This is a genomic window from Paenibacillus qinlingensis (genome assembly GCF_013204845.1).
GTDB classification, from domain to species: Bacteria; Bacillota; Bacilli; order Paenibacillales; family NBRC-103111; genus Paenibacillus_E; species Paenibacillus_E qinlingensis.
In genome coordinates, this window is sequence record NZ_JABMKY010000014.1 from 49430 (window position 1) to 67339 (window position 17910).

18 protein-coding genes are annotated in these 17910 nt (G+C 47.1%); 12 read left to right on the forward strand and 6 right to left on the reverse strand.

Going from position 1 to position 17910, the window contains the following annotated elements; genetic code table 11:
• The first annotated feature begins 70 nt into the window (after window positions 1-70).
• From HQN88_RS22720 to HQN88_RS22745, 6 genes are all read left to right on the forward strand, one after another.
• Entirely contained in the window at window positions 71-751 is a 681-nt protein-coding gene (locus HQN88_RS22720) for a response regulator transcription factor (protein ID WP_171633466.1), read from the forward strand.
• Window positions 751-2019 carry a sensor histidine kinase gene (locus HQN88_RS22725; protein ID WP_173116818.1) on the forward strand — a complete coding sequence of 423 codons (1269 nt, stop codon included), beginning with the start codon at window positions 751-753 and terminating at the stop codon, window positions 2017-2019. The genes HQN88_RS22720 and HQN88_RS22725 overlap by 1 nt, the downstream gene beginning before the upstream one ends.
• Before the next feature lie 658 nt (window positions 2020-2677).
• On the forward strand, window positions 2678-3229 hold the full coding sequence (locus HQN88_RS22730; protein WP_173116820.1) for a response regulator transcription factor: 552 nt from the start codon (window positions 2678-2680) through the stop codon (window positions 3227-3229).
• Window positions 3230-3248: 19 nt separating this feature from the next.
• The gene (locus HQN88_RS22735; protein ID WP_246320411.1) at window positions 3249-4109 is read left to right on the forward strand and encodes an ABC transporter ATP-binding protein; all 861 of its coding nucleotides are present in this window, start codon (window positions 3249-3251) and stop codon (window positions 4107-4109) included.
• Between the two features lie 78 nt (window positions 4110-4187).
• A complete protein-coding gene (locus HQN88_RS22740; RefSeq protein ID WP_173116822.1) occupies window positions 4188-5201 on the forward strand; it encodes an extracellular solute-binding protein in 1014 nt (337 codons plus the stop codon).
• Window positions 5202-5278: 77 nt separating this feature from the next.
• Complete coding sequence (locus HQN88_RS22745; protein WP_246320405.1) at window positions 5279-6748, forward strand: methyl-accepting chemotaxis protein; 1470 nt, start codon at window positions 5279-5281, stop codon at window positions 6746-6748.
• Between the two features lie 462 nt (window positions 6749-7210).
• On the opposite strand, the gene HQN88_RS22750 is transcribed toward HQN88_RS22745, so the two are convergent.
• From HQN88_RS22750 to HQN88_RS22775, 6 genes are all read right to left on the reverse strand, one after another.
• Window positions 7211-8161, reverse strand: a complete 951-nt coding sequence (locus HQN88_RS22750; RefSeq protein ID WP_173116824.1) for an NAD(P)H-binding protein — start codon at window positions 8159-8161, stop codon at window positions 7211-7213.
• 108 nt (window positions 8162-8269) lie between these two features.
• Window positions 8270-8791 carry a TetR/AcrR family transcriptional regulator gene (locus HQN88_RS22755; RefSeq protein WP_173116826.1) on the reverse strand — a complete coding sequence of 174 codons (522 nt, stop codon included), beginning with the start codon at window positions 8789-8791 and terminating at the stop codon, window positions 8270-8272.
• 122 nt (window positions 8792-8913) lie between these two features.
• The gene (locus HQN88_RS22760; protein ID WP_173116828.1) at window positions 8914-9090 is read right to left on the reverse strand and encodes a hypothetical protein; all 177 of its coding nucleotides are present in this window, start codon (window positions 9088-9090) and stop codon (window positions 8914-8916) included.
• 95 nt (window positions 9091-9185) lie between these two features.
• Window positions 9186-9644: a hypothetical protein gene (locus tag HQN88_RS22765; protein ID WP_173116830.1), complete on the reverse strand. Its 459-nt coding sequence runs from the start codon at window positions 9642-9644 to the stop codon at window positions 9186-9188.
• 52 nt (window positions 9645-9696) lie between these two features.
• A complete protein-coding gene (locus tag HQN88_RS22770) occupies window positions 9697-10059 on the reverse strand; it encodes a hypothetical protein (protein ID WP_173116832.1) in 363 nt (120 codons plus the stop codon).
• Window positions 10056-11252 carry a ParM/StbA family protein gene (locus tag HQN88_RS22775; protein ID WP_173116834.1) on the reverse strand — a complete coding sequence of 399 codons (1197 nt, stop codon included), beginning with the start codon at window positions 11250-11252 and terminating at the stop codon, window positions 10056-10058. Before HQN88_RS22775 ends, HQN88_RS22770 begins: the two co-directional genes overlap by 4 nt.
• Window positions 11253-11563: 311 nt before the next feature.
• Between HQN88_RS22775 and HQN88_RS22780 the strand changes: the two genes are divergently transcribed.
• The 6 genes from HQN88_RS22780 (at window position 11564) to HQN88_RS22805 (ending at window position 17807) form a co-directional block, all read left to right on the forward strand.
• Entirely contained in the window at window positions 11564-12508 is a 945-nt protein-coding gene (locus HQN88_RS22780; protein ID WP_274319781.1) for a phosphodiester glycosidase family protein, read from the forward strand.
• 18 nt (window positions 12509-12526) lie between these two features.
• Window positions 12527-13537: a bifunctional glycosyltransferase family 2/GtrA family protein gene (locus tag HQN88_RS22785; protein WP_173116836.1), complete on the forward strand. Its 1011-nt coding sequence runs from the start codon at window positions 12527-12529 to the stop codon at window positions 13535-13537.
• 320 nt (window positions 13538-13857) lie between these two features.
• Window positions 13858-14928 carry an iron-siderophore ABC transporter substrate-binding protein gene (locus tag HQN88_RS22790; RefSeq protein WP_173116838.1) on the forward strand — a complete coding sequence of 357 codons (1071 nt, stop codon included), beginning with the start codon at window positions 13858-13860 and terminating at the stop codon, window positions 14926-14928.
• Window positions 14929-14932: 4 nt separating this feature from the next.
• The gene (locus tag HQN88_RS22795; RefSeq protein ID WP_173116840.1) at window positions 14933-15973 is read left to right on the forward strand and encodes a FecCD family ABC transporter permease; all 1041 of its coding nucleotides are present in this window, start codon (window positions 14933-14935) and stop codon (window positions 15971-15973) included.
• Window positions 15970-17001, forward strand: coding sequence for a FecCD family ABC transporter permease (locus tag HQN88_RS22800; RefSeq protein ID WP_173116842.1), 1032 nt, complete (start codon window positions 15970-15972; stop codon window positions 16999-17001). Before HQN88_RS22795 ends, HQN88_RS22800 begins: the two co-directional genes overlap by 4 nt.
• Entirely contained in the window at window positions 17001-17807 is an 807-nt protein-coding gene (locus HQN88_RS22805) for an ABC transporter ATP-binding protein (RefSeq protein ID WP_173116844.1), read from the forward strand. Before HQN88_RS22800 ends, HQN88_RS22805 begins: the two co-directional genes overlap by 1 nt.
• Window positions 17808-17910: the final 103 nt, after the last annotated feature.

Below are 17910 nucleotides of genomic sequence, written 5' to 3' on the forward strand. Positions count from 1 at the left end.
AAAGGTTCGCAGGCCTATAATGAAGCCATGCCATTGCAGAGCATCTTGAGGCACTAAGGGGGAAACGACCATGAGAATTCTAATCGTGGAAGACGAAGTACATTTAGCTGAAGCTTTAACTCAAATTTTGAAAAAACACCATTACTCCGTTGACGCTGTTCACGATGGACAGTCCGGACTGGATAATGCGTTAAGCGGTATATATGATCTTCTATTGCTCGATATCATGCTGCCCGAAATGGACGGGATCACGATCCTTAAGACACTGCGTGCCAAAGGGATTTCAACACCTGTGATTCTGCTTACAGCCAAGGGAGAAATTTCAGATAAAATCGCGGGATTGGATTACGGTGCCGATGATTATGTCGCCAAACCGTTCTCAACCGAAGAGCTCTTAGCTCGGATACGCGCAGCGTTAAGACGCAAGGGCGAGGTCGTGCCGGAAGATGCTTTGAAGTTCGGGGACATCGAATTGCATACAGGAAACCTTAAGCTCACTTGTAAGGGGAAGGAATTGAAACTGATTTTAAAAGAAAGCGAGCTCCTGGAGCTGTTAATGACGAGAAAGCAGGCCGTAACATCGAAGGAACAGATCATCGAGAAGCTATGGGGCTTCGATTCTGAGGTGGAGCATAACAACGTGGAAGTTTACATCTCTTTTTTACGCAAAAAACTAACTTTCCTGCACGCGGCTGTCCGTATCTCGACCCTTAGAGGCGTCGGATATGTGCTGGAGGAGGTGACCTCTTAATGTTTAACAAGCTTCGCAACCGATTTCTGATCGTAAATCTAGTCATCATATCCTGCATCATGGTCTTGTCTTTCGCGACGATTTATTTCATTACCTATCAGAATGTGAAGGCTGACATCGATATGGAACTGCATGGTGTAGCTAATTTCAATCTCAAACCTGACGGGAAAAAGGGGAATATGAAACTCGGACCTGATGGCGGGCATCACCCGCAAGAACCTCAGGGGTACAATGATTCACCACCCGAGCGATCGGTTTCCTTCGTGCTGCAAGCGGATTCCCAGTGGAACATCACATCGACGAATTCCCGTTTTGATATGGATACCGTGTTCTACGAAACTGCGATTAAAGAAGCTTCCTTGGGCAGGTCGGATATCGGCCAGTTCACGCTGGATGGCAATCAATGGGCGTATATGGTGCAAAAGAATGACACCGGGTATAGCGTCGTTTATCTCGACGTTACGGCTCAGAAGACCATTCTGACGAATCTCGTCTATACCTTCTCGCTCGTCGGCTTGGTGATGCTGATCGTCATCTTCTTTACGAGCCGTTATTTTGCGAATCGTTCCATCGCGCCGGTCCGCGAGGCCTTTCAGAAGCAGAAACAATTCATCGCGGATGCTTCCCACGAGCTGAAAACACCGCTAGCCGTCATCAATACTAATGCGGATGTGCTCTTAGCGAATAGCGAAGATACCATCGAAAGCCAATCGAAATGGCTGCATCGCATCAAATCGGAGACGGAACGCATGAAGACCCTTACCAACGATCTCCTCTATCTGACGGAAATGGATGATACTAGGGCGGGAATCTTGTACAGCGAATTTAACGTGAGTGAATCTGTGGAGAGTGTTCTCCTCACGATGGAAGCCGTCGTGTTCGAGAAGGATATTACGCTGGATTACGAGATTCAGCCCGACCTCACCTTGCATGGCAATAGTGAACAAATCAAGCAAGTTGTCATGATTCTTATGGACAATGCGATCAAATACACGCCACCGAAGGGGGCTATTACGCTCAGCTTCAAGAAGCATCATAGCGATACGCTTCTCACTGTGACCAATACCGGCGAAGGCATCTCGCCTGAGCATGTGGAGCGGATCTTCGACCGCTTCTACCGCGCGGATACATCGCGTTCACGCAAGCATGGCGGCTACGGGCTTGGATTAGCCATAGCCAAGTCCATTGTGGAGCAGCATAAGGGCAAAATTCATGCAAAAAGTGTGCAGCAGGAGACCACGTCGTTTTATGTGCAGCTCCCTTCATAGCAGTTTTTCTAAGAGCTAAGCGGCTTGATGCGTTTAGCTCTTTTGTGTTTTTTGCGTATACCTCTTTGCTGTAAGACCCAAAAAGGGCCTTATCCTGCGGCTATTCGGCCCTGACCACTATAGTAGCGCCCTTTTTGGGCGCTACACCTGCCTCTAACCCGCCGCAGCTCCGGCTCGCGGGGCTGTAAGACCCAAAAAGGGCCTTACCCTGCGGCTATTCGGCCCTGACCACTACAGTAGCGCCCTTTTTGGGCGCTACACCTGCCCCTAAACCGCCGCAGCTCCGGCTCGCGGGGCTGTAAGACCCAAAAAGGGCCTTACCCTGCGGCTATTCGGCCCTGACCACTACAGTAGCGCACTTTTTGGGCGCTACACCTGCCCCTAAACCGCCGCAGCTCCGGCTCGCGGGGCTGTAAGACCCAAAAAGGGCCTTACCCTGCGGCTACTTGGCCCTGAGCACTACAGTAGCGCCCAAAAAGGGCGCTATTCCTCACTCCACCCCGCCGCACCCCCGGCGGGCTTACCCTTTTCGGAGAGCCACATTTCATTCACGTATTTACATGTTGTAATCCTTGTGTAGAATGGATACACAAGGAACATGCTCATAAGTAGTGAATGAGGTAAGCAAAATGCGACCGGAAAGGAAGGAACTTTTCCTATGAATATTTTAATTATTGAAGACGATTCCAGCATCCAAATGCTGCTCAAATTAAGCCTTGAAGTAGAGGGGTTTCATCCTGTTGTAGCTGGCACTGTCGCTTCTAGTCTTGAGATACTCGCCTCAGAGCCTATCGATTTCATCTTGCTGGATCTGATGCTGCCTGATCAGTCAGGTTTTGAGCTCCTGAAGACACTCCAACAAATTCATAAAGAAATACCTGTGATTGTACTCACGGCCAAGAATGAAATGAATGATAAAATACTAGGCTTCCAGCTGGGAGCCGACGATTATTTAACTAAACCGTTTGAGACACGTGAACTTATTATGCGGATTCGCGCTGTCATGCGCCGTGTAACATCGGATACAACCGCACAAACTGCTGAGGTCCTTCAAGTTGGCATGATCGAAATTGATAGAAATGAACGATCCTTCAAGCTGGCTGGCAAACCTATTAAAACGACAAGCAAAGAGTTCGATTTCCTCTGGCTGCTGTGCAAAAATCCTAAGAAAGTTTTTTCCGAGAGCACATTCTGGACCAATCAAGATTGATGGCCAGCTCGTCAACGATCTGCCCCCCTATAAGCGCGGAACACCGATGGTATTCCAGGAATACGCCCTATTCCCGCACATGACGGTATTCGATAATGTCGCTTACGGGCTGGATATTCAAAAGCGCCCTGAGGCAGAAATACAGGATCGCGTGAAGTCCGCGATGGCGAAAGTGAAACTGACCGGACTTGAGGAGCGGTATCCGCATGAAATGTCCGGAGGACAACAACAACGGGTCGCTATGGCGCGTGCCCTCGTCATGAACTCACCGATCATTCTGCTCGACGAGCCGCTAAGTAATTTGGACGCGAAGCTCCGCGAAGAAGTCCGTGTCGAGCTGCGCACCATTCAACAAGAGCTTGGTTTAACGGTTATCTACGTCACCCATGACCAACTAGAAGCCTTATCGATGTCCGATCACATCGTTGTTTTCAACAAGGGAGCGATTGATCAGTACGGCACTCCGCATGAGATTTATTACAAGCCTCGTACGCCTTACGTCGCCGACTTTATCGGGACAACGAACTTCGTTGATGCCGTTGTACTTAACTCTGCCAATGGCAAAGCCACTGTGGAATACGGCACGAGTAAACGTACGGCAAGCGTAACGATTGATGAAGCTGTGACGACAGGTGAGAAAGTGCTGCTCAGTATTCGTCCTGAGTCCATGCGTATCAATGCTACCAGTGCCAGCGAATTTGTGGTGAGCGGCTTCGTGAAATCTTCCATGTTCCTCGGCGAGAAGGAACGATACTTCATTTTAGATGATGATATGAAAGAATGGATTGTCGATGCATACGATATCGGTTTGACAAGATATCAGGGGAATGTCACGATTAGTGCAGCCGATGATAAAATTCATTTAATTAAACTAAGTTAGTTGGACATATCAAATAGCAGGAAGTTAAAAAGGGAAACTTTGGTTTCCTTTTTTGGCTGTTCAGAAGGGAGTTTCGCCATGTGGAAAAAAGGATTACTCGTACTCATAATCGGTATCGGAGTGTATCTTGGATATCTCGTCTTCGGGGAAAAGAAGAGTAACCAGCCTCTTAAGGTGTACGTCATCTTCCAGGAGGATGCTGGGAAAATTCTGCTTGAGACGTTCAAGGAAAAAACAGACCAACCGTATGATATCATCCGGATGTCCAGTGGCGAAGCGAGCTACCACCTGCTGACGCTGGGGAAGACGGGTATTGATGTCGTGCTCGGTGGCCCTGCCGATCTGCACGAGCAGCTCAAAAACAAGAGTAAATCGCTTCGCTACTCATCTGCTTCCGCTAGCAGCATCCCTACCAAGTACAAAGATGCGGATGGTTATTGGACTGGCATTTACATGGGGGCACTGGCCATTGGCGTTAACCAAACCATCTGGCAGCAGGATCCACAGCTGGCGAATCTCCCGCTGCCACAGCGGTACGAGGATCTGCTGCGCCCTGAGCTTAAGGGCAAGATCGAGATTCCCGACCCCGAGACGTCGGGGACAGGCTACACGCTGCTCGCATCGGTTGCTCAGCAGCGCGGAGATAGCGCAGCAATTGATCTCATGCAAGCATTGAAGAAGCAAAGCGCCTCCATGACATTCGCCGGCAACACAAGCGCACAGCATTTAGCTGAAGGCGAAGTGGCAGCAGCCGTCTCCTTCCTAAGCGACCAGCTGCGTTTTAAAAACTCGGGCTATAACATAAGTTCGTTTATTCCACCACAAGCAGGCTGGGAGATTGGTGCTGTCTCTATCCTTAAGGGAGGCAACAATCCTGCTGCAGCCAAACAGCTTGTTGATTTCATGCTCTCCAAAGAGGTTCAAACCGATTATATGAACACGGCTTTTTCCTTCCCGGTAGCGCCCAATATTCCTGTGAATCCGCTTCTTACACCAGTGAAGCTAGAGAATCTCCTTGCTACGTACCGCTTTGATTTAGCTGCTCAGTTGCATGAAAAATTGCTAAACCAATGGCGGGGAGCTTCGGAGTAGTACTCTTGATATTTATGTAAAAATTTGTCGTTTCATGTTATCATCTTAACGTAACACTATATGGAAAAGGTGGACGGATGATGAATTATATGGAGACATTGCACCGCCGCAACAAACTGCTTGTGAATATTATTTGGGGTATGCTGGTTCTGGGCATAGCCGTTGATTTCCTGACTGCTGCAGGTATGGATTCGATCATCGTCCTTCTCGTTGTCGGCACATTGACTAGCGGATTGGCAACCGTTCTTACGTACAAACGTTGGCTTACCGCCTACATCATGTATATTATATCCGCCATTATCACCCTACTGACATGGTTACTCATACTGACGGGTCCCATCTTCACAACCTATCTCCTCGTCTACGTGAATTTAGCTATTATGACGTTGTATGGCAGCTCGCGCGCTATTGCATTCTCCGGCTTCATGGGGGTGGTTCTAACAGCCTACTTCTTCATAAGCCCCTATAAAACTGAGATTTTCGGCGACAACGATATGGTCAATATGTACATGTACCTTGCGTTAATCGCTGTGCCATTATTCGTATCTACGAAATTCAGTGAGAAATTGCAAAAGGATATCTTTTCTGAGCGGGAGCAAGCCGTTCTAGAGAAAAACAAATCCGTCGATTTGGTTAATCTCGTCTCCTCATCCCTAGTCTCACTTACTCAGTTCAGCTCGGATCTCAGGCAGAATGCGACAGCAACGGGGTCTATTTCTAGAGAAGTCACCTTAGCTTTCGGGGAAATTACCGCAAGCACTGAAACGCAAACGTCCAGCATTAGTGATATCAGCGAATCCATTCGTCATATCGAGCAATCCGTCACTTCCTTGGCTGACCGCTCAACGGAAATGAGAGATCTGTCTGTAAGTTCCGCCCAACTGACCAAGGTTGGGAGTGAAGAAGCCGAATCCTTGGAGACACAGATGAAAAGCGCCCACGAAACCATGGATTCTTCCGTTCAGTTGATGAACGATCTGGACAGTCAGAATTCGCGGATCAGTGATATTGTTGCAACAATTAAGCATATTTCCACGCAGACGAATTTGCTTGCGCTGAACGCAGCCATTGAAGCCGCACGTGCAGGTGAACACGGTCGAGGATTCGGTGTTGTTTCTCACGAGATTCGTAAATTGGCCGAAACCTCGCAGCAATCTACCGAGCAGATCGAGCAAATTCTCGAGGATATTCGCTCGAAGACAACGCAAGCCGCCGCGCAAGTCTTACACGGGCAGCAATCCGTAGCGAATGGCAGTGACGCCGCGCAGAAAGTTGTACAAGTCATGCATGCACTAGCGACCGATGCGGGCCACCTGGAAAGTCAGTCCGCACACGTGGAACAATCCGCGGAGAGTCTCCACCAACAGTACACGCGAATTACGGACCAGATCGTCACGATTGCTGGTATTACCGAAGAAAACATGGCGTCCATCCAAGAGATGTCCGCAAGTATGACGACACAAGACAGCCGAATTCGTGACATCTTGGAGAGTTTCCTTCAGCTCGACAAACTCACTTCCGATCTCAATCGGATGACCAAGGGTTAAACTTAAAAAGGTCCACGCCTCTGAAAGTAGAGGTATGGACCTTTTTCGATATTTAGGGTTATGTCATGCGTGATGGGGCAGCCTGCTTTATTTGCCGCCCTTGTTGCTGCTCTGGTCCTGTGTACGTGTGGTTGTATTTTTTCTGGATTGCCCTTGCTGTTTATGACCTGACATGCTGCTCACGCTCCTTGAAATAGAGATTTTAGGTAGTGCGAGTTTATTATGAGCAGTCCGCTGAATTTGATACGACCAAAAAATAAAAGCCTTACAACCGATTTGAATCGTTCGAAGGCTACTTGGCCCTCTACTTGAAAGAATAACTGGATTTTCCGTATCTAAATTCAGCTTTTTTTCCATTTTTGTACGAATACACGGATTTCCTCACGTTAATTTCCACCGATTCCTCTATATCGTACGATTAGAACTAAGTTAGATGTAGTCGGAATGGGTGAATAGTCCCGCCTACCTCTTCAACTGATGAATCGTAGCCGTAATGCCCTCCTCGAAGCTAATGGCTGGGACAGGCCCTATCCAACGTTCGTACTTCTCAGCACTAAGGCGAAGCGGCTCCGTCGTTAAATACAGCATCTCCACGACTTCTTTCATGACGGGAACGAATAATCCCATCAAGGAAAGGCCAATTCTCCCTAGGGAGAGCACAGGTTTGGAAGTGCCGCTAGCACGGCGAGCGATGCGCACAATTTCATGGCCAGCAATCGTTCCCCCACCGGGAATGTTCCACTCTTGACCAAAGGCATGCTCATTCAACGCAAGTTCCACAAGCATTTTAGCCGCATCTGGCAAATACACGTACTCACGTGGCACTTGCATGTTCCCGATGAAGAAACTCATCTTGTCAGCTGCGATGGCTTCTAAAGTAGAACCTAGATACGAGGCTTGATTGGCCGTTGGGCCATAATAATCGGGTAGACGGGCAATCAATGGGCGTGCTTGCTTCCATCGCTTGTCGAAAACCATCTGTTCAAATTGCAGCCTAATTTGTCCTTTACGCGTGTGTGGCTGTTTGGGGTGATTCTCTGTAACTACGTCCATTTGTCTTCTTCCATAGGGATAGATACCATCGACTGCGACCACTTTGAGACTCAATCGGTCAGCTGCCTGCATAATAGCTTCCCCCAGCGGAAGCAGCCGCTTAGCCATCTCATGATAAGGAACGTTTGCGCAATGGAACAGGACATCGGCATCTACGGCCGCGGCTGCCACATCATCTGCCAAGAAGGCATCCCCTACGGCAAGTGTCAGATGTGCTGGCTGGCCCATCCGAGCAGCGAATTGCTCTAGCTTCGCGGGCGAACGCCCGAATGCAATGACAGGAATCCCTCTATTCACTAATTCCTCCGTGACAGCAGCACCAGTTCCGCCAGTTGCTCCAATAACAATTGCTTTTTTCATATCAGCATCTCCTCTGTATTGTAATTGATCAATCACTAACCTAATGTTGTCACTATACCAAATAGTTAGTGATTGATCAATAACTAAATGTTTCGGCTTTGCAGCCTCTTAACTCTTCATCAGCTCTGGTAGGCCCAATGCCATAGAAATATTGCAAAGCATGCCCCGCGCAAGAAAGAGCAGCGTCCTCTCCTCCGAATTCGGAATCGCATTCTTCTGAAAGGCTTCGAGCACAATGCTTCGAATCTCTCGAAAACCAGCCTGCATCGCCTCGCGGATCGGTTCCTCCTGCATGGTTTGAGCCTGCATCTGAAGCAGCATCTCCGGCTTGTGAGCAGTCAGAATTTCCTCATAGGCAGCAATCAGCTCCTGCTCCAATCCACTCGGTGAAGCAGTGGCGATGACTTGGCAGAAGGATTCTGCAATTCTTGCCCAAGAGGCTTCCAGTGCCGCGAGCATCAACGCTTCTTTGGTTGCAAAAAAGCGGAACACATACGGCTGTGAAATGCCTGCTCGCTGCGCTACCTGCGCTGTTGTCGTGCGATAATAGCCTGTTTCCGCAAAAACCTCAATTGCGGCCGATATAATGTCAGTTCGGCGATTGACCGAAATGGTGTCGTCTTTTGCCATGTGAAAAGCTCCCCTCACCTGTAATGAGTGATTAATCAATCATAAACGTAGTGTAACAAGAAACAAACAAAAGCGCCACCCGAATGGATAGCGCCCTCTGCTTTAACGAACCTTTATTAGTGCTAGTGCGTTTGCCCCTGCTCGCTCAAATCCTCTGTAGAGGAAATCTCGCATGCCTGATTGGCCGCAGCTTCAAACTCTGCCTCATTGCTCGATCCCAGCTTATCACCATACTGATCAAGCCTACCTGGCTTCCCTGCTGGGCCGTCATTATCCGGCTTATTATTTCTTCCGCTCACATGATCACCTCTTAGCGTTAATGGTTCGATTGCCTAGACGCGTTGGTCTTGGCATACGCTTTAGTGTGTCTCATTTGGCACTAAACCATCCTCGCTCAGTTCGCGATTTGCTGCCATTGGGGGTATTCATCCAAGTAGCCATTTTGACTCAACTCTCGTAACGAATTGCGAATGCTAAGCTCATCCTCGCCCGATTGACTCGTCAATTCCAGCAAGTCATGTAACTCAATATGCGGGTTCTCTTTGCAAAAGATAAGTAAACCCTTAGCCGCCCATGAGAGGCGGTCATCTTGGAAATCTCCAACCATCCGGCGGAACAGTTTGTGCGGAAGGATTTTAAGATTGACGAGATCTTGCAGTGCCTTCATCGTCTGCTTGTCTGTCATTCTCGCAAGAATCCCGATCTCCGAAAGGCCAGGGAAATTGGACTCCGAGCCAAAACTTTTCAAAATAATATAGACCATTTGAGAGTAAAGATCTAACCCTGGTTGACGAAAAATATCATCCGATAGCGCAAAACTCCGTGTCCCTTCGTTCGTTTCTCCATTAGACATGTCGATGTCCTCCTTTTCATTATGATTGGAGTTCACCCCACCCAGTTACATCCTACATAAGCTTGCCGGCATTCCGACCAGCTTGCCGAAATATATCTTCTAAACTAAAGTTCTTCTGTCTGTTAGAAACCGGGATATCCACAGATTCCTGGTGTTCTATGGGTGCGGTAAAGAAATGATCATCCTCTACGAATGATTCAATTGCATGATTTGGGTTCTCTTCACCAACCAACGTTGCTAGCGATTGTTCACGAAGAATATGTGTTGTCAAAATCTCCATAATGCCATGACTAAACATGCCTTCTGCTTTCAATTGGTTCATATACGCAATGACCTCTGGCGGTGTTTCTGTCGGAATGTATAGGGTTACATCCTTACCCGGACTCACCAAAACAGTCGATCTCCGTTTCTTCAATCCGCTCCGCTCCCAGCCTCAGTTTCCTTCTCGATTTCCCTGCTTGCCGCAGCTTCATTGTTCGTATGTTTCAAGGCATGCTCCAGCAAAAAGAAAGTACCGCGCACATTACGGAATTGACTGTACTCTGACTTATCAAATCGGATCGGCAAGCCTAACTCGGCATTTAATTTCTCGATCCAAGGTTGAAGTACGATGGCACCGCCACCGATAAACCAGAACTCATTCGCATAGCGAACATGTTTCCAAGAGTTGCGGGCGTATTTCAACACCTTTTCGGCTAAAATTCGCATGTGACGGTTTACGAGGTTCGTCATGTCAAAAGCGACTTTACCCTCAGCGTAAATTTCATACTCCTTGTTGACTAGCATGATTGTCAGTTCCGCTGTGCTTGAGATTAACTCTTCTCCTTGGGCGTTGATTTCATTCCTTATGCTTTCCAACGCATCGTTTAAGTAGATTTTAGCCCCCGTTGAATGCCTTTGATCCAGATCAAGCCCTGGTCTGAAGAAAGCAATGTCCATATCGACACCACCAACATCTGCAATCCCGAAGCCCTTATGTGACAGCTGCGACTTGGATGTAGCCTCCATATCATAGACGCCTGATACATCATCAATACTAATATCCGATGGCAGCATAAACTCCATTTCTACCGTTACACCTTTAAATATCGGTGTCGTAACAAACGTAATGGAATGAACGCCTCCTGTAATCTTCTGTGCAAATTCTTCGCTAAATTTCGTAATTTCTCTAATTGGCAGTCCTGTTCCTAGCTGCACCGTAGCTTTAATGCGATTCTTACCGCGTTTAATCGCATCCTCATGTTTCGTAGCAATAGCATATGCCGCAGCGGTTAAGAGCGTAACCATTGTTTCGGGCCGCTGGGCCTTCTTTTGTACCGCTTTATCTCCTACAATTTCATGAACAATGCCTTCATCACCGATAGCCAAGTTCCCAACATAGACATGACGATATTGCTCTGTATCAATCGCTGGCGATGTGATTTGCACATCTAAGAAATCCAGGGGATCCCCTTGTTCCATCAGCAAAAATCGCTCCCCAAAAGGTTGTGCCACAACGTTAGGGAAAATAAAATTGTTGTTCAAATCGTCATAAATGCCTTTAATATGACTGCTGCCGTTATCAATGGATAAGTGAATAGTTGTGGTAAGAATATCATGTTTTGCCATGTCTATTTCCTCTCCCAACCTTAATAGATACTATAAATAGATTCGGTTGCTAGAGGTGATTTAAGACGGTTACTAGGAATTTTTAACAATTTTGTTTTGGGGAGGAAATGAAGTTTAACATGTAAAGTTTGGAGCTTAAAGTTCAAAATTTAACGTTTAAACTTTAAACTTTAGTGTTTAAATCTTAGACTTTGAACTTTATGCAAATGTGCTAACAGTCACTCACTCGCCTATCCGTCTGACTTAAAGTTTTCCATTTAAGATTCACTAAAGGTTGCTGCAATAAGATAGTTTTATGAACCCCGACAGGAGTGATCATCATCATCCGCCATCGAAAGAAAACCAAAATTATCACCATTATAGCTATATGCCTGCTTATCATCGCTGCGATTCTCTATTGGTTTGCTAATCGTTATTTATTCGAGCACGTGGAGGTTGTCGTCTCCCCGAATAACGTTGTAACGCAAGATGAAACCGCCAAACCACTAACGACGAAAGCGCAATACGATGACTGGAATTATAAGGACGATAACCAATCGATTCATATCGAGCAGGTGCAAACAGGCTCCGGATCCAGTGCAATCACCTATTTCGTCGCTGACGTGACTTTCAATAATTCGACTAACCTGCTAACAGCTTTCGCTAAAAACGCCTTCGGCACAAACATCATCGAAAACACTTCGACGATCGCGGCCAGCAACAATGCCCTATTTGCGATTAATGGCGATTATTATGGCTTTCGCAACGACGGCGTCATCATCCGAGGCGGCACCGTCTACCGCGATGATCCAGCTCGTGATGGCTTAGCCCTGCTCAAGAATGGCACGCTACTGCCATATAACGAAGAAGAAAAATCTTCACAAGATTTGCTCGCTGAGGGGACTACGAATACCTTTTCTTTCGGTCCTACCCTCGTCAAAGATGGCGAGATCGCCGGAGATTTCTCCGCCGTGCAAATAGACAAAAACTTCGGAAACCGTTCGATTCAAGATGCTAATCCGCGCACCGGCATTGGTATGATCTCGCCGAATCACTTCTTGTTTATCGTGGTCGACGGGCGCTCAGCCAACTATAGCCGTGGCATGACGTTAACTGAATTCGCAAATCTATTCCATGAACTTGGGGCTACCGAAGCTTATAATCTCGATGGCGGCGGCTCTTCCACGATGTACTTCATGGGCAGAGTCGTGAATAACCCGCTTGGCAAAGGCAATGAACGAGGCGTAAGCGACATTATCTATATTCCTAAATCTTAAACAAGGAGGACTGATACCATGACCATCCTTATCCCCTCCTATGAGCCGGACGAAAGGTTAATTTCTCTTATCTATAAACTAAAAGAAGTTAGCGACGCTGCGATCCTTGTCGTTGACGATGGCAGCGGTGAAGATTACCGCCCTATTTTTGATTCGGCGAAGCAAGCAGGTTGCACCGTGCTAACGCATAAGATGAACCAAGGCAAAGGAAGCGCATTGAAAACGGGCTTTGATTATGTGAGACAGCACGGTGGAAGTGATGGCGTTGTCTGCGCCGACAGTGATGGACAGCATCTGCCGGAAGATATTCTAAGACTCACGCAAGCCGTTCGCGAGCACCGTAATCATATCGTACTGGGCAGCAGACAATTCACGGGCAAAGTCCCCATGCGCAGCCGTATCGGGAATTCGGCGACGAGGATGGTTTACGCATTGGCGACGGGAAAGCCCATACAAGATACGCAAACTGGCCTGCGGGGCTATTCCTCTGAAATGTTGGATTGGCTATGCCAAATTCCAGGAAATCGCTTTGAGTATGAAATGAATATGCTTCTCGAAGCTCCTAATGTGGGATACGACTTGGTTGAGGTTCCGATCGACACCGTCTATTTGGACGATAATAAATCATCTCATTTTCGCCCTTTGGCCGATTCCGCCAGAGTTTACTTTCCTTTTCTAAAATTCTGTGCGTCCTCGGGATTCGCAGCAATCATGGATTTCATTCTGCTGCTCGTGCTGCAATGGATGACCTCCGATTTGCTCTTATCCATCATGGGATCACGACTAGTCAGTTCCATGATCAATTACACAATGAATCGCAAATTTGTTTTCGCCAAAAGGAACGGAGCGGCTATCGGCAAATCATTGCCCCGGTATTTCTCTCTCGTTATCCTTATCATGTTATTGAATTATGGTAGCATGTACCTCTTTCACGAAAACATTGGCATACCTCTTATAGCTGCAAAGCTCATAACGGAAACCCTCTTATTTTCATTCAGCTATTGGGCACAGCGAAAGATCGTATATTAACGCGCAAAGAGCCACTTCCATTATGGAAGTGGCTTTTATCTCATCGTTCAAATCGGAACCATCCGAAATCAAATTGACTTCCCGGAAGAAACATGAAGGTCACTAATATTATATAGCAAGAAAGACCCTTGAAAGAGAATTTACTCGTTCAACTTTCTTCTTTTTGACTATCAATTAAATGACCTCCCTTGGTACATAGGACATCGTTTTTGCAAACTTTTTATTGACAACCTACTGACTAGGATATAAATTAATATGATACTGATAATCATTATCAAATAGTAAACAAATAAAATTAAGAATAAGGATGGGTCTACACAATGAATAAAACACCAAAAACCGCATTAAAAACACTAACTATTTCGGCTGCGCTTATGATCGCACTCGTTGGTTGTTCTTCAGGCAAGCAATCCAGTTCAACACCAGCACCAACGCCGGCCGTGAGTGCCGCCCCGACAGCTGCTGCAACTGCTGCCCCAGATGCTACGAAATACCCGATCGTGATCAAGCATGCTTTTGGCGAAACGACGATTCCAAGCAAGCCGAAACGAGTGGCTACGATTCAATGGGCTAACCATGATGTTGTACTTGCGCTAGGCGTTGTACCTGTTGGTTTCTCAGCGGCAAATTACGGCGTTCAGGATAAAAGCGGACTTCTGCCTTGGACAGCGAAAAAGCTTAAGGAACTTAACGTAGATAAACCTAATGTTTTCCAAGATACAGATGGACTTAATTTTGAAGCTATTTCAGCATCCAAGCCGGATGTCATTCTTGCTGCTTATTCTGGAATCACGCAAAAAGACTACGAAACGCTTAGCAAAATCGCTCCGGTTGTCGCTTATGAAAAAAGCCCTTGGGTAACGACATGGCGTGAACAAGTCCTGTTTAATGCAACAGGGATGGGGATGAAAGCCGAAGGCGAGAAACTGATTAAGGACACCGAAGAGCTGATTAAGAAAAAAGCAAGCGAGTATCCACAGTTGAAAGGCAAAAAAGTTGCATTCACTAACTTCTCAGCCAAAGATTTATCCAAAATTAATATCTATACAGCTGCTGACCCACGCGGCGCTTTCTTGATTGAGCTAGGTATGGTTTATTCGGAAGGTGTTACGAAAAAGATTACGGACCCTACCGCTTACAACTTGAAATTAAGCTCTGAAAATGCTGACGCTCTTAACGATGCGGATATCTTAGTCGGGTATGGAGATGACGCCTTATTGCAAGCTGTTAAAGCAGATCCTATTCTTGGTAAAATTCCAGCTGTTCAAAAAGGTGCTGTAGTGCTGATCGGTAACGGTACACCTCTTGCGGCTTCTGGTAACCCTAACCCACTTTCAATTTCTTATACGATTGATGAATACTTGAAATTAATCGCAGGAGCTATTAAGTAGATCCATGAATCGTTCATCGGTTTCAGACAGCACGCCACTAAACTCGCATATTCCGAAGCATTTTATGATCGTTCTACTAATCTGTCTGGTCTTGCTCGTCGTTTGCGTAATTGCATCCCTGGCCTTTGGCTCTCGATCGGTGAGATTACAAGATGTACTAGACGGTTTATTTCACCCGAATGTCGACTCCTACGGGGCAAGCATAGTTCAAAAACGGTTCTCACGAACCGTTTTTGGTTTGTTTTGCGGGGCAGCACTCGGTGTTTCTGGCGCGCTTATGCAAGCGGTCACCCGGAACCCGATTGCTGATCCGAGTATACTTGGGGTTAACACAGGCGCATCGTTATTCGTCGTCTGTGGTATTGCCTTCTTGAACATCACGACGGCTAATCAATATATTTGGTTGGCTTTAGCTGGAGCCGCAATTACTGCGATTTTCGTATTTGGAATCGGCTCAATGGGGCGTGGCGGTGCCACGCCCATTAAGCTTCTATTGGCTGGTGCTGCCACAAGTGCCGCCCTATCTTCGTTAGTCAGTGCGATCATGGTGCCACGCTCTTATGTCATGGATCAATTCAGGTTTTGGTCAGTTGGTAGCGTAGGCTCGGCTACTTGGGACGCTGTCGCTATCTTTACCCCGTTTCTGATCATCGGCATATTGATCGGCATTATTTCTGGCCCCGCACTCAATGCGTTAGCACTGGGAGACGAGCTCGCGACAGGGCTAGGCATTCGAACAGGTACATTACGTTTTATTGCAGCTTTTGCAGGGGTTATTTTGTGCGGCGCAACGACTGCTCTCGCAGGGCCCATCGGCTTTATTGGGCTCATCTCGACTCATGTCATTCGCCTCATACTTGGTCCCGACTTGCGCTTTGTTATTCCGATGTCAGCCCTCTCAGGAGCCGTCATTCTGACGATATCCGATGTCATCGGCCGGCTTGTCGGCAGCCCTGGAGAGCTCGAAGTCGGTGTCGTTACTGCATTTATTGGCGCCCCCATACTAATCATTCTAGCGATGAAATCGAAAGTGCGTTCATTATGACAAATACATCTATTGCATTTATTATGGCGGGAAGACGTCGAAGACACCGCCGATGGCTGCTTGTTACCAGCATACTTGCCTTACTCTCCTGCGCCCTTTGCTGTGCGATGCTTTTAATGGGAACCACTTATTACCCCGTTAAAGATGTCATCCGTGTGCTAATGGGGGAACAGGTCCAAGGTGCATCCTTTGCAATAAATACCGTACGTTTACCGAGGATGTTAGCAGGACTATTTGCCGGATTTGCTTTCGGTATTGCCGGGAACACCTTCCAGACGATGTTACGTAACCCCCTCGCTAACCCGAATGTCATCGGGATTACCGCTGGCTCAAGCGCGGCAGCTGTTTTTTGCATACTCATCCTTCACGCTAGCACCACCGTTGTTTCCGTTGCTTCTGTGATTGCCGGACTTGCTACTGTGCTGTTCATTTATTTATTATCCAGGGGAAAAACATTCTCGATCGGGCGATTAATCCTCATCGGCATAGGCATTCAAGCCATGCTAGACTCTGTCATATCCTATCTGCTACTAGTAGGCGCACAGCAAGATATCCCAGCAGCGTTCAGATGGCTTACCGGCAGTCTCAATGGCGTCCAATTGTATGAGCTTCCGCCACTGGTCATAACGGTTCTGATCTTCTCGCCTCTCATTGTCGTGCTCGGCAAACATTTGAGTCTATTAGAGCTTGGCGAACAATCGGCCACTACACTCGGTGTAAACACAGACATGACAAGAATTGCACTCATTGTGAGTGCCGTCTTCTTGGTTGCTCTTGCTACGGCAACAACGGGTCCAATCGCCTTTGTCGCTTTCCTTTCGGGACCGATCGCAAAAAGATTAGTCGGGGTTGGTTTCTCAAACGCAATTCCGGCGGGTCTAGTTGGCGTTAGTTTAGTTTTAGCATCAGACCTCATCGGGCAATTCGCTTTCGAAACCAGATTCCCTGTGGGCATCATAACTGGAATACTCGGAGCACCGTATCTGATCTTCTTGCTAATCCGAATGAATCGAAAGGGAGATTTATAATGAAGCCGACGCATCATTTTCAAGCTCAACAAACCGTTGCTGGTTATGATAATAAAACGATTATCCAAGGCGTCAGCCTGGTTATACCCAGTAATAAAATAAGCGTTATTATTGGCGCGAACGCGTGTGGGAAGTCTACGCTTCTGAAAACACTGTCAAGGCTTATAAAGCCGGAATCTGGAAGCATCACCCTCGATGGAAAGCAAATCGATAAGATACCGCCGAAACAATTGGCTCGCGTTTTAGGACTGCTGCCGCAATCTCCGATTGTACCGGAAGGCATCTCCGTCGCCGATTTAGTCGGACGCGGAAGATTTCCACATCAAGCGTTATTTAGTGGTTGGACCAAGAAAGATTATGAAGCGGTAGCCGAAGCCATGGAAATTATGAAAATTACTGAACTTGCCAACGCTAACATTGACGAGCTTTCAGGTGGTCAAAGGCAACGTGTTTGGATTGCGATGGCGCTAGCACAACAAACCGACATTTTATTTCTGGATGAACCAACTACCTTCCTAGATATCACTTATCAGGTTGAGATCCTTGACCTCCTCACCGATCTTAACCGGAAACACGGAACTACGATTGTCATGGTTCTTCATGATATTAATTTGTCGGCACGATATGCAGACCATATTTTTGCGCTTTATCAAGGTAAGCTTGTCTCTGAGGGCGAGCCCTCGAAGGTAATCACTAGCACATTAGTCAAAGATATTTTCGGCCTTGATTGCGCGGTCATTGAAGACCCCGTCTCAGGTTCTCCTTTGGTCATACCAAAGGGGCGCTATCATGTTAATCAAGCGTAGTTTCTTAGCCGGATATAAAGTAGGTAAAGAAAAACCCACCCCGTCTGCTAACGGGAGTGGGTTTTTCTTATCTCTCAAAAACGATATTAATCAAAATGTTCTG

What these genes read in the sequence shown, in the direction of transcription:
- HQN88_RS22730 (WP_173116820.1), top strand. Translation starts at nt 2,678, where the DNA reads ATGAATATTTTAATTATTGAAGACGATTCCAGCATCCAAATGCTGCTC.
- HQN88_RS22800 (WP_173116842.1), top strand. Translation starts at nt 15,970, where the DNA reads ATGACAAATACATCTATTGCATTTATTATGGCGGGAAGACGTCGAAGA.
- HQN88_RS22725 (WP_173116818.1), top strand. Translation starts at nt 751, where the DNA reads ATGTTTAACAAGCTTCGCAACCGATTTCTGATCGTAAATCTAGTCATC.
- HQN88_RS22785 (WP_173116836.1), top strand. Translation starts at nt 12,527, where the DNA reads ATGACCATCCTTATCCCCTCCTATGAGCCGGACGAAAGGTTAATTTCT.
- HQN88_RS22795 (WP_173116840.1), top strand. Translation starts at nt 14,933, where the DNA reads ATGAATCGTTCATCGGTTTCAGACAGCACGCCACTAAACTCGCATATT.
- HQN88_RS22740 (WP_173116822.1), top strand. Translation starts at nt 4,188, where the DNA reads ATGTGGAAAAAAGGATTACTCGTACTCATAATCGGTATCGGAGTGTAT.
- HQN88_RS22745 (WP_246320405.1), top strand. Translation starts at nt 5,279, where the DNA reads ATGATGAATTATATGGAGACATTGCACCGCCGCAACAAACTGCTTGTG.
- HQN88_RS22765 (WP_173116830.1), bottom strand. Translation starts at nt 9,644, where the DNA reads ATGTCTAATGGAGAAACGAACGAAGGGACACGGAGTTTTGCGCTATCG.
- HQN88_RS22775 (WP_173116834.1), bottom strand. Translation starts at nt 11,252, where the DNA reads ATGGCAAAACATGATATTCTTACCACAACTATTCACTTATCCATTGAT.
- HQN88_RS22805 (WP_173116844.1), top strand. Translation starts at nt 17,001, where the DNA reads ATGAAGCCGACGCATCATTTTCAAGCTCAACAAACCGTTGCTGGTTAT.
- HQN88_RS22755 (WP_173116826.1), bottom strand. Translation starts at nt 8,791, where the DNA reads ATGGCAAAAGACGACACCATTTCGGTCAATCGCCGAACTGACATTATA.
- HQN88_RS22720 (WP_171633466.1), top strand. Translation starts at nt 71, where the DNA reads ATGAGAATTCTAATCGTGGAAGACGAAGTACATTTAGCTGAAGCTTTA.
- HQN88_RS22790 (WP_173116838.1), top strand. Translation starts at nt 13,858, where the DNA reads ATGAATAAAACACCAAAAACCGCATTAAAAACACTAACTATTTCGGCT.
- HQN88_RS22750 (WP_173116824.1), bottom strand. Translation starts at nt 8,161, where the DNA reads ATGAAAAAAGCAATTGTTATTGGAGCAACTGGCGGAACTGGTGCTGCT.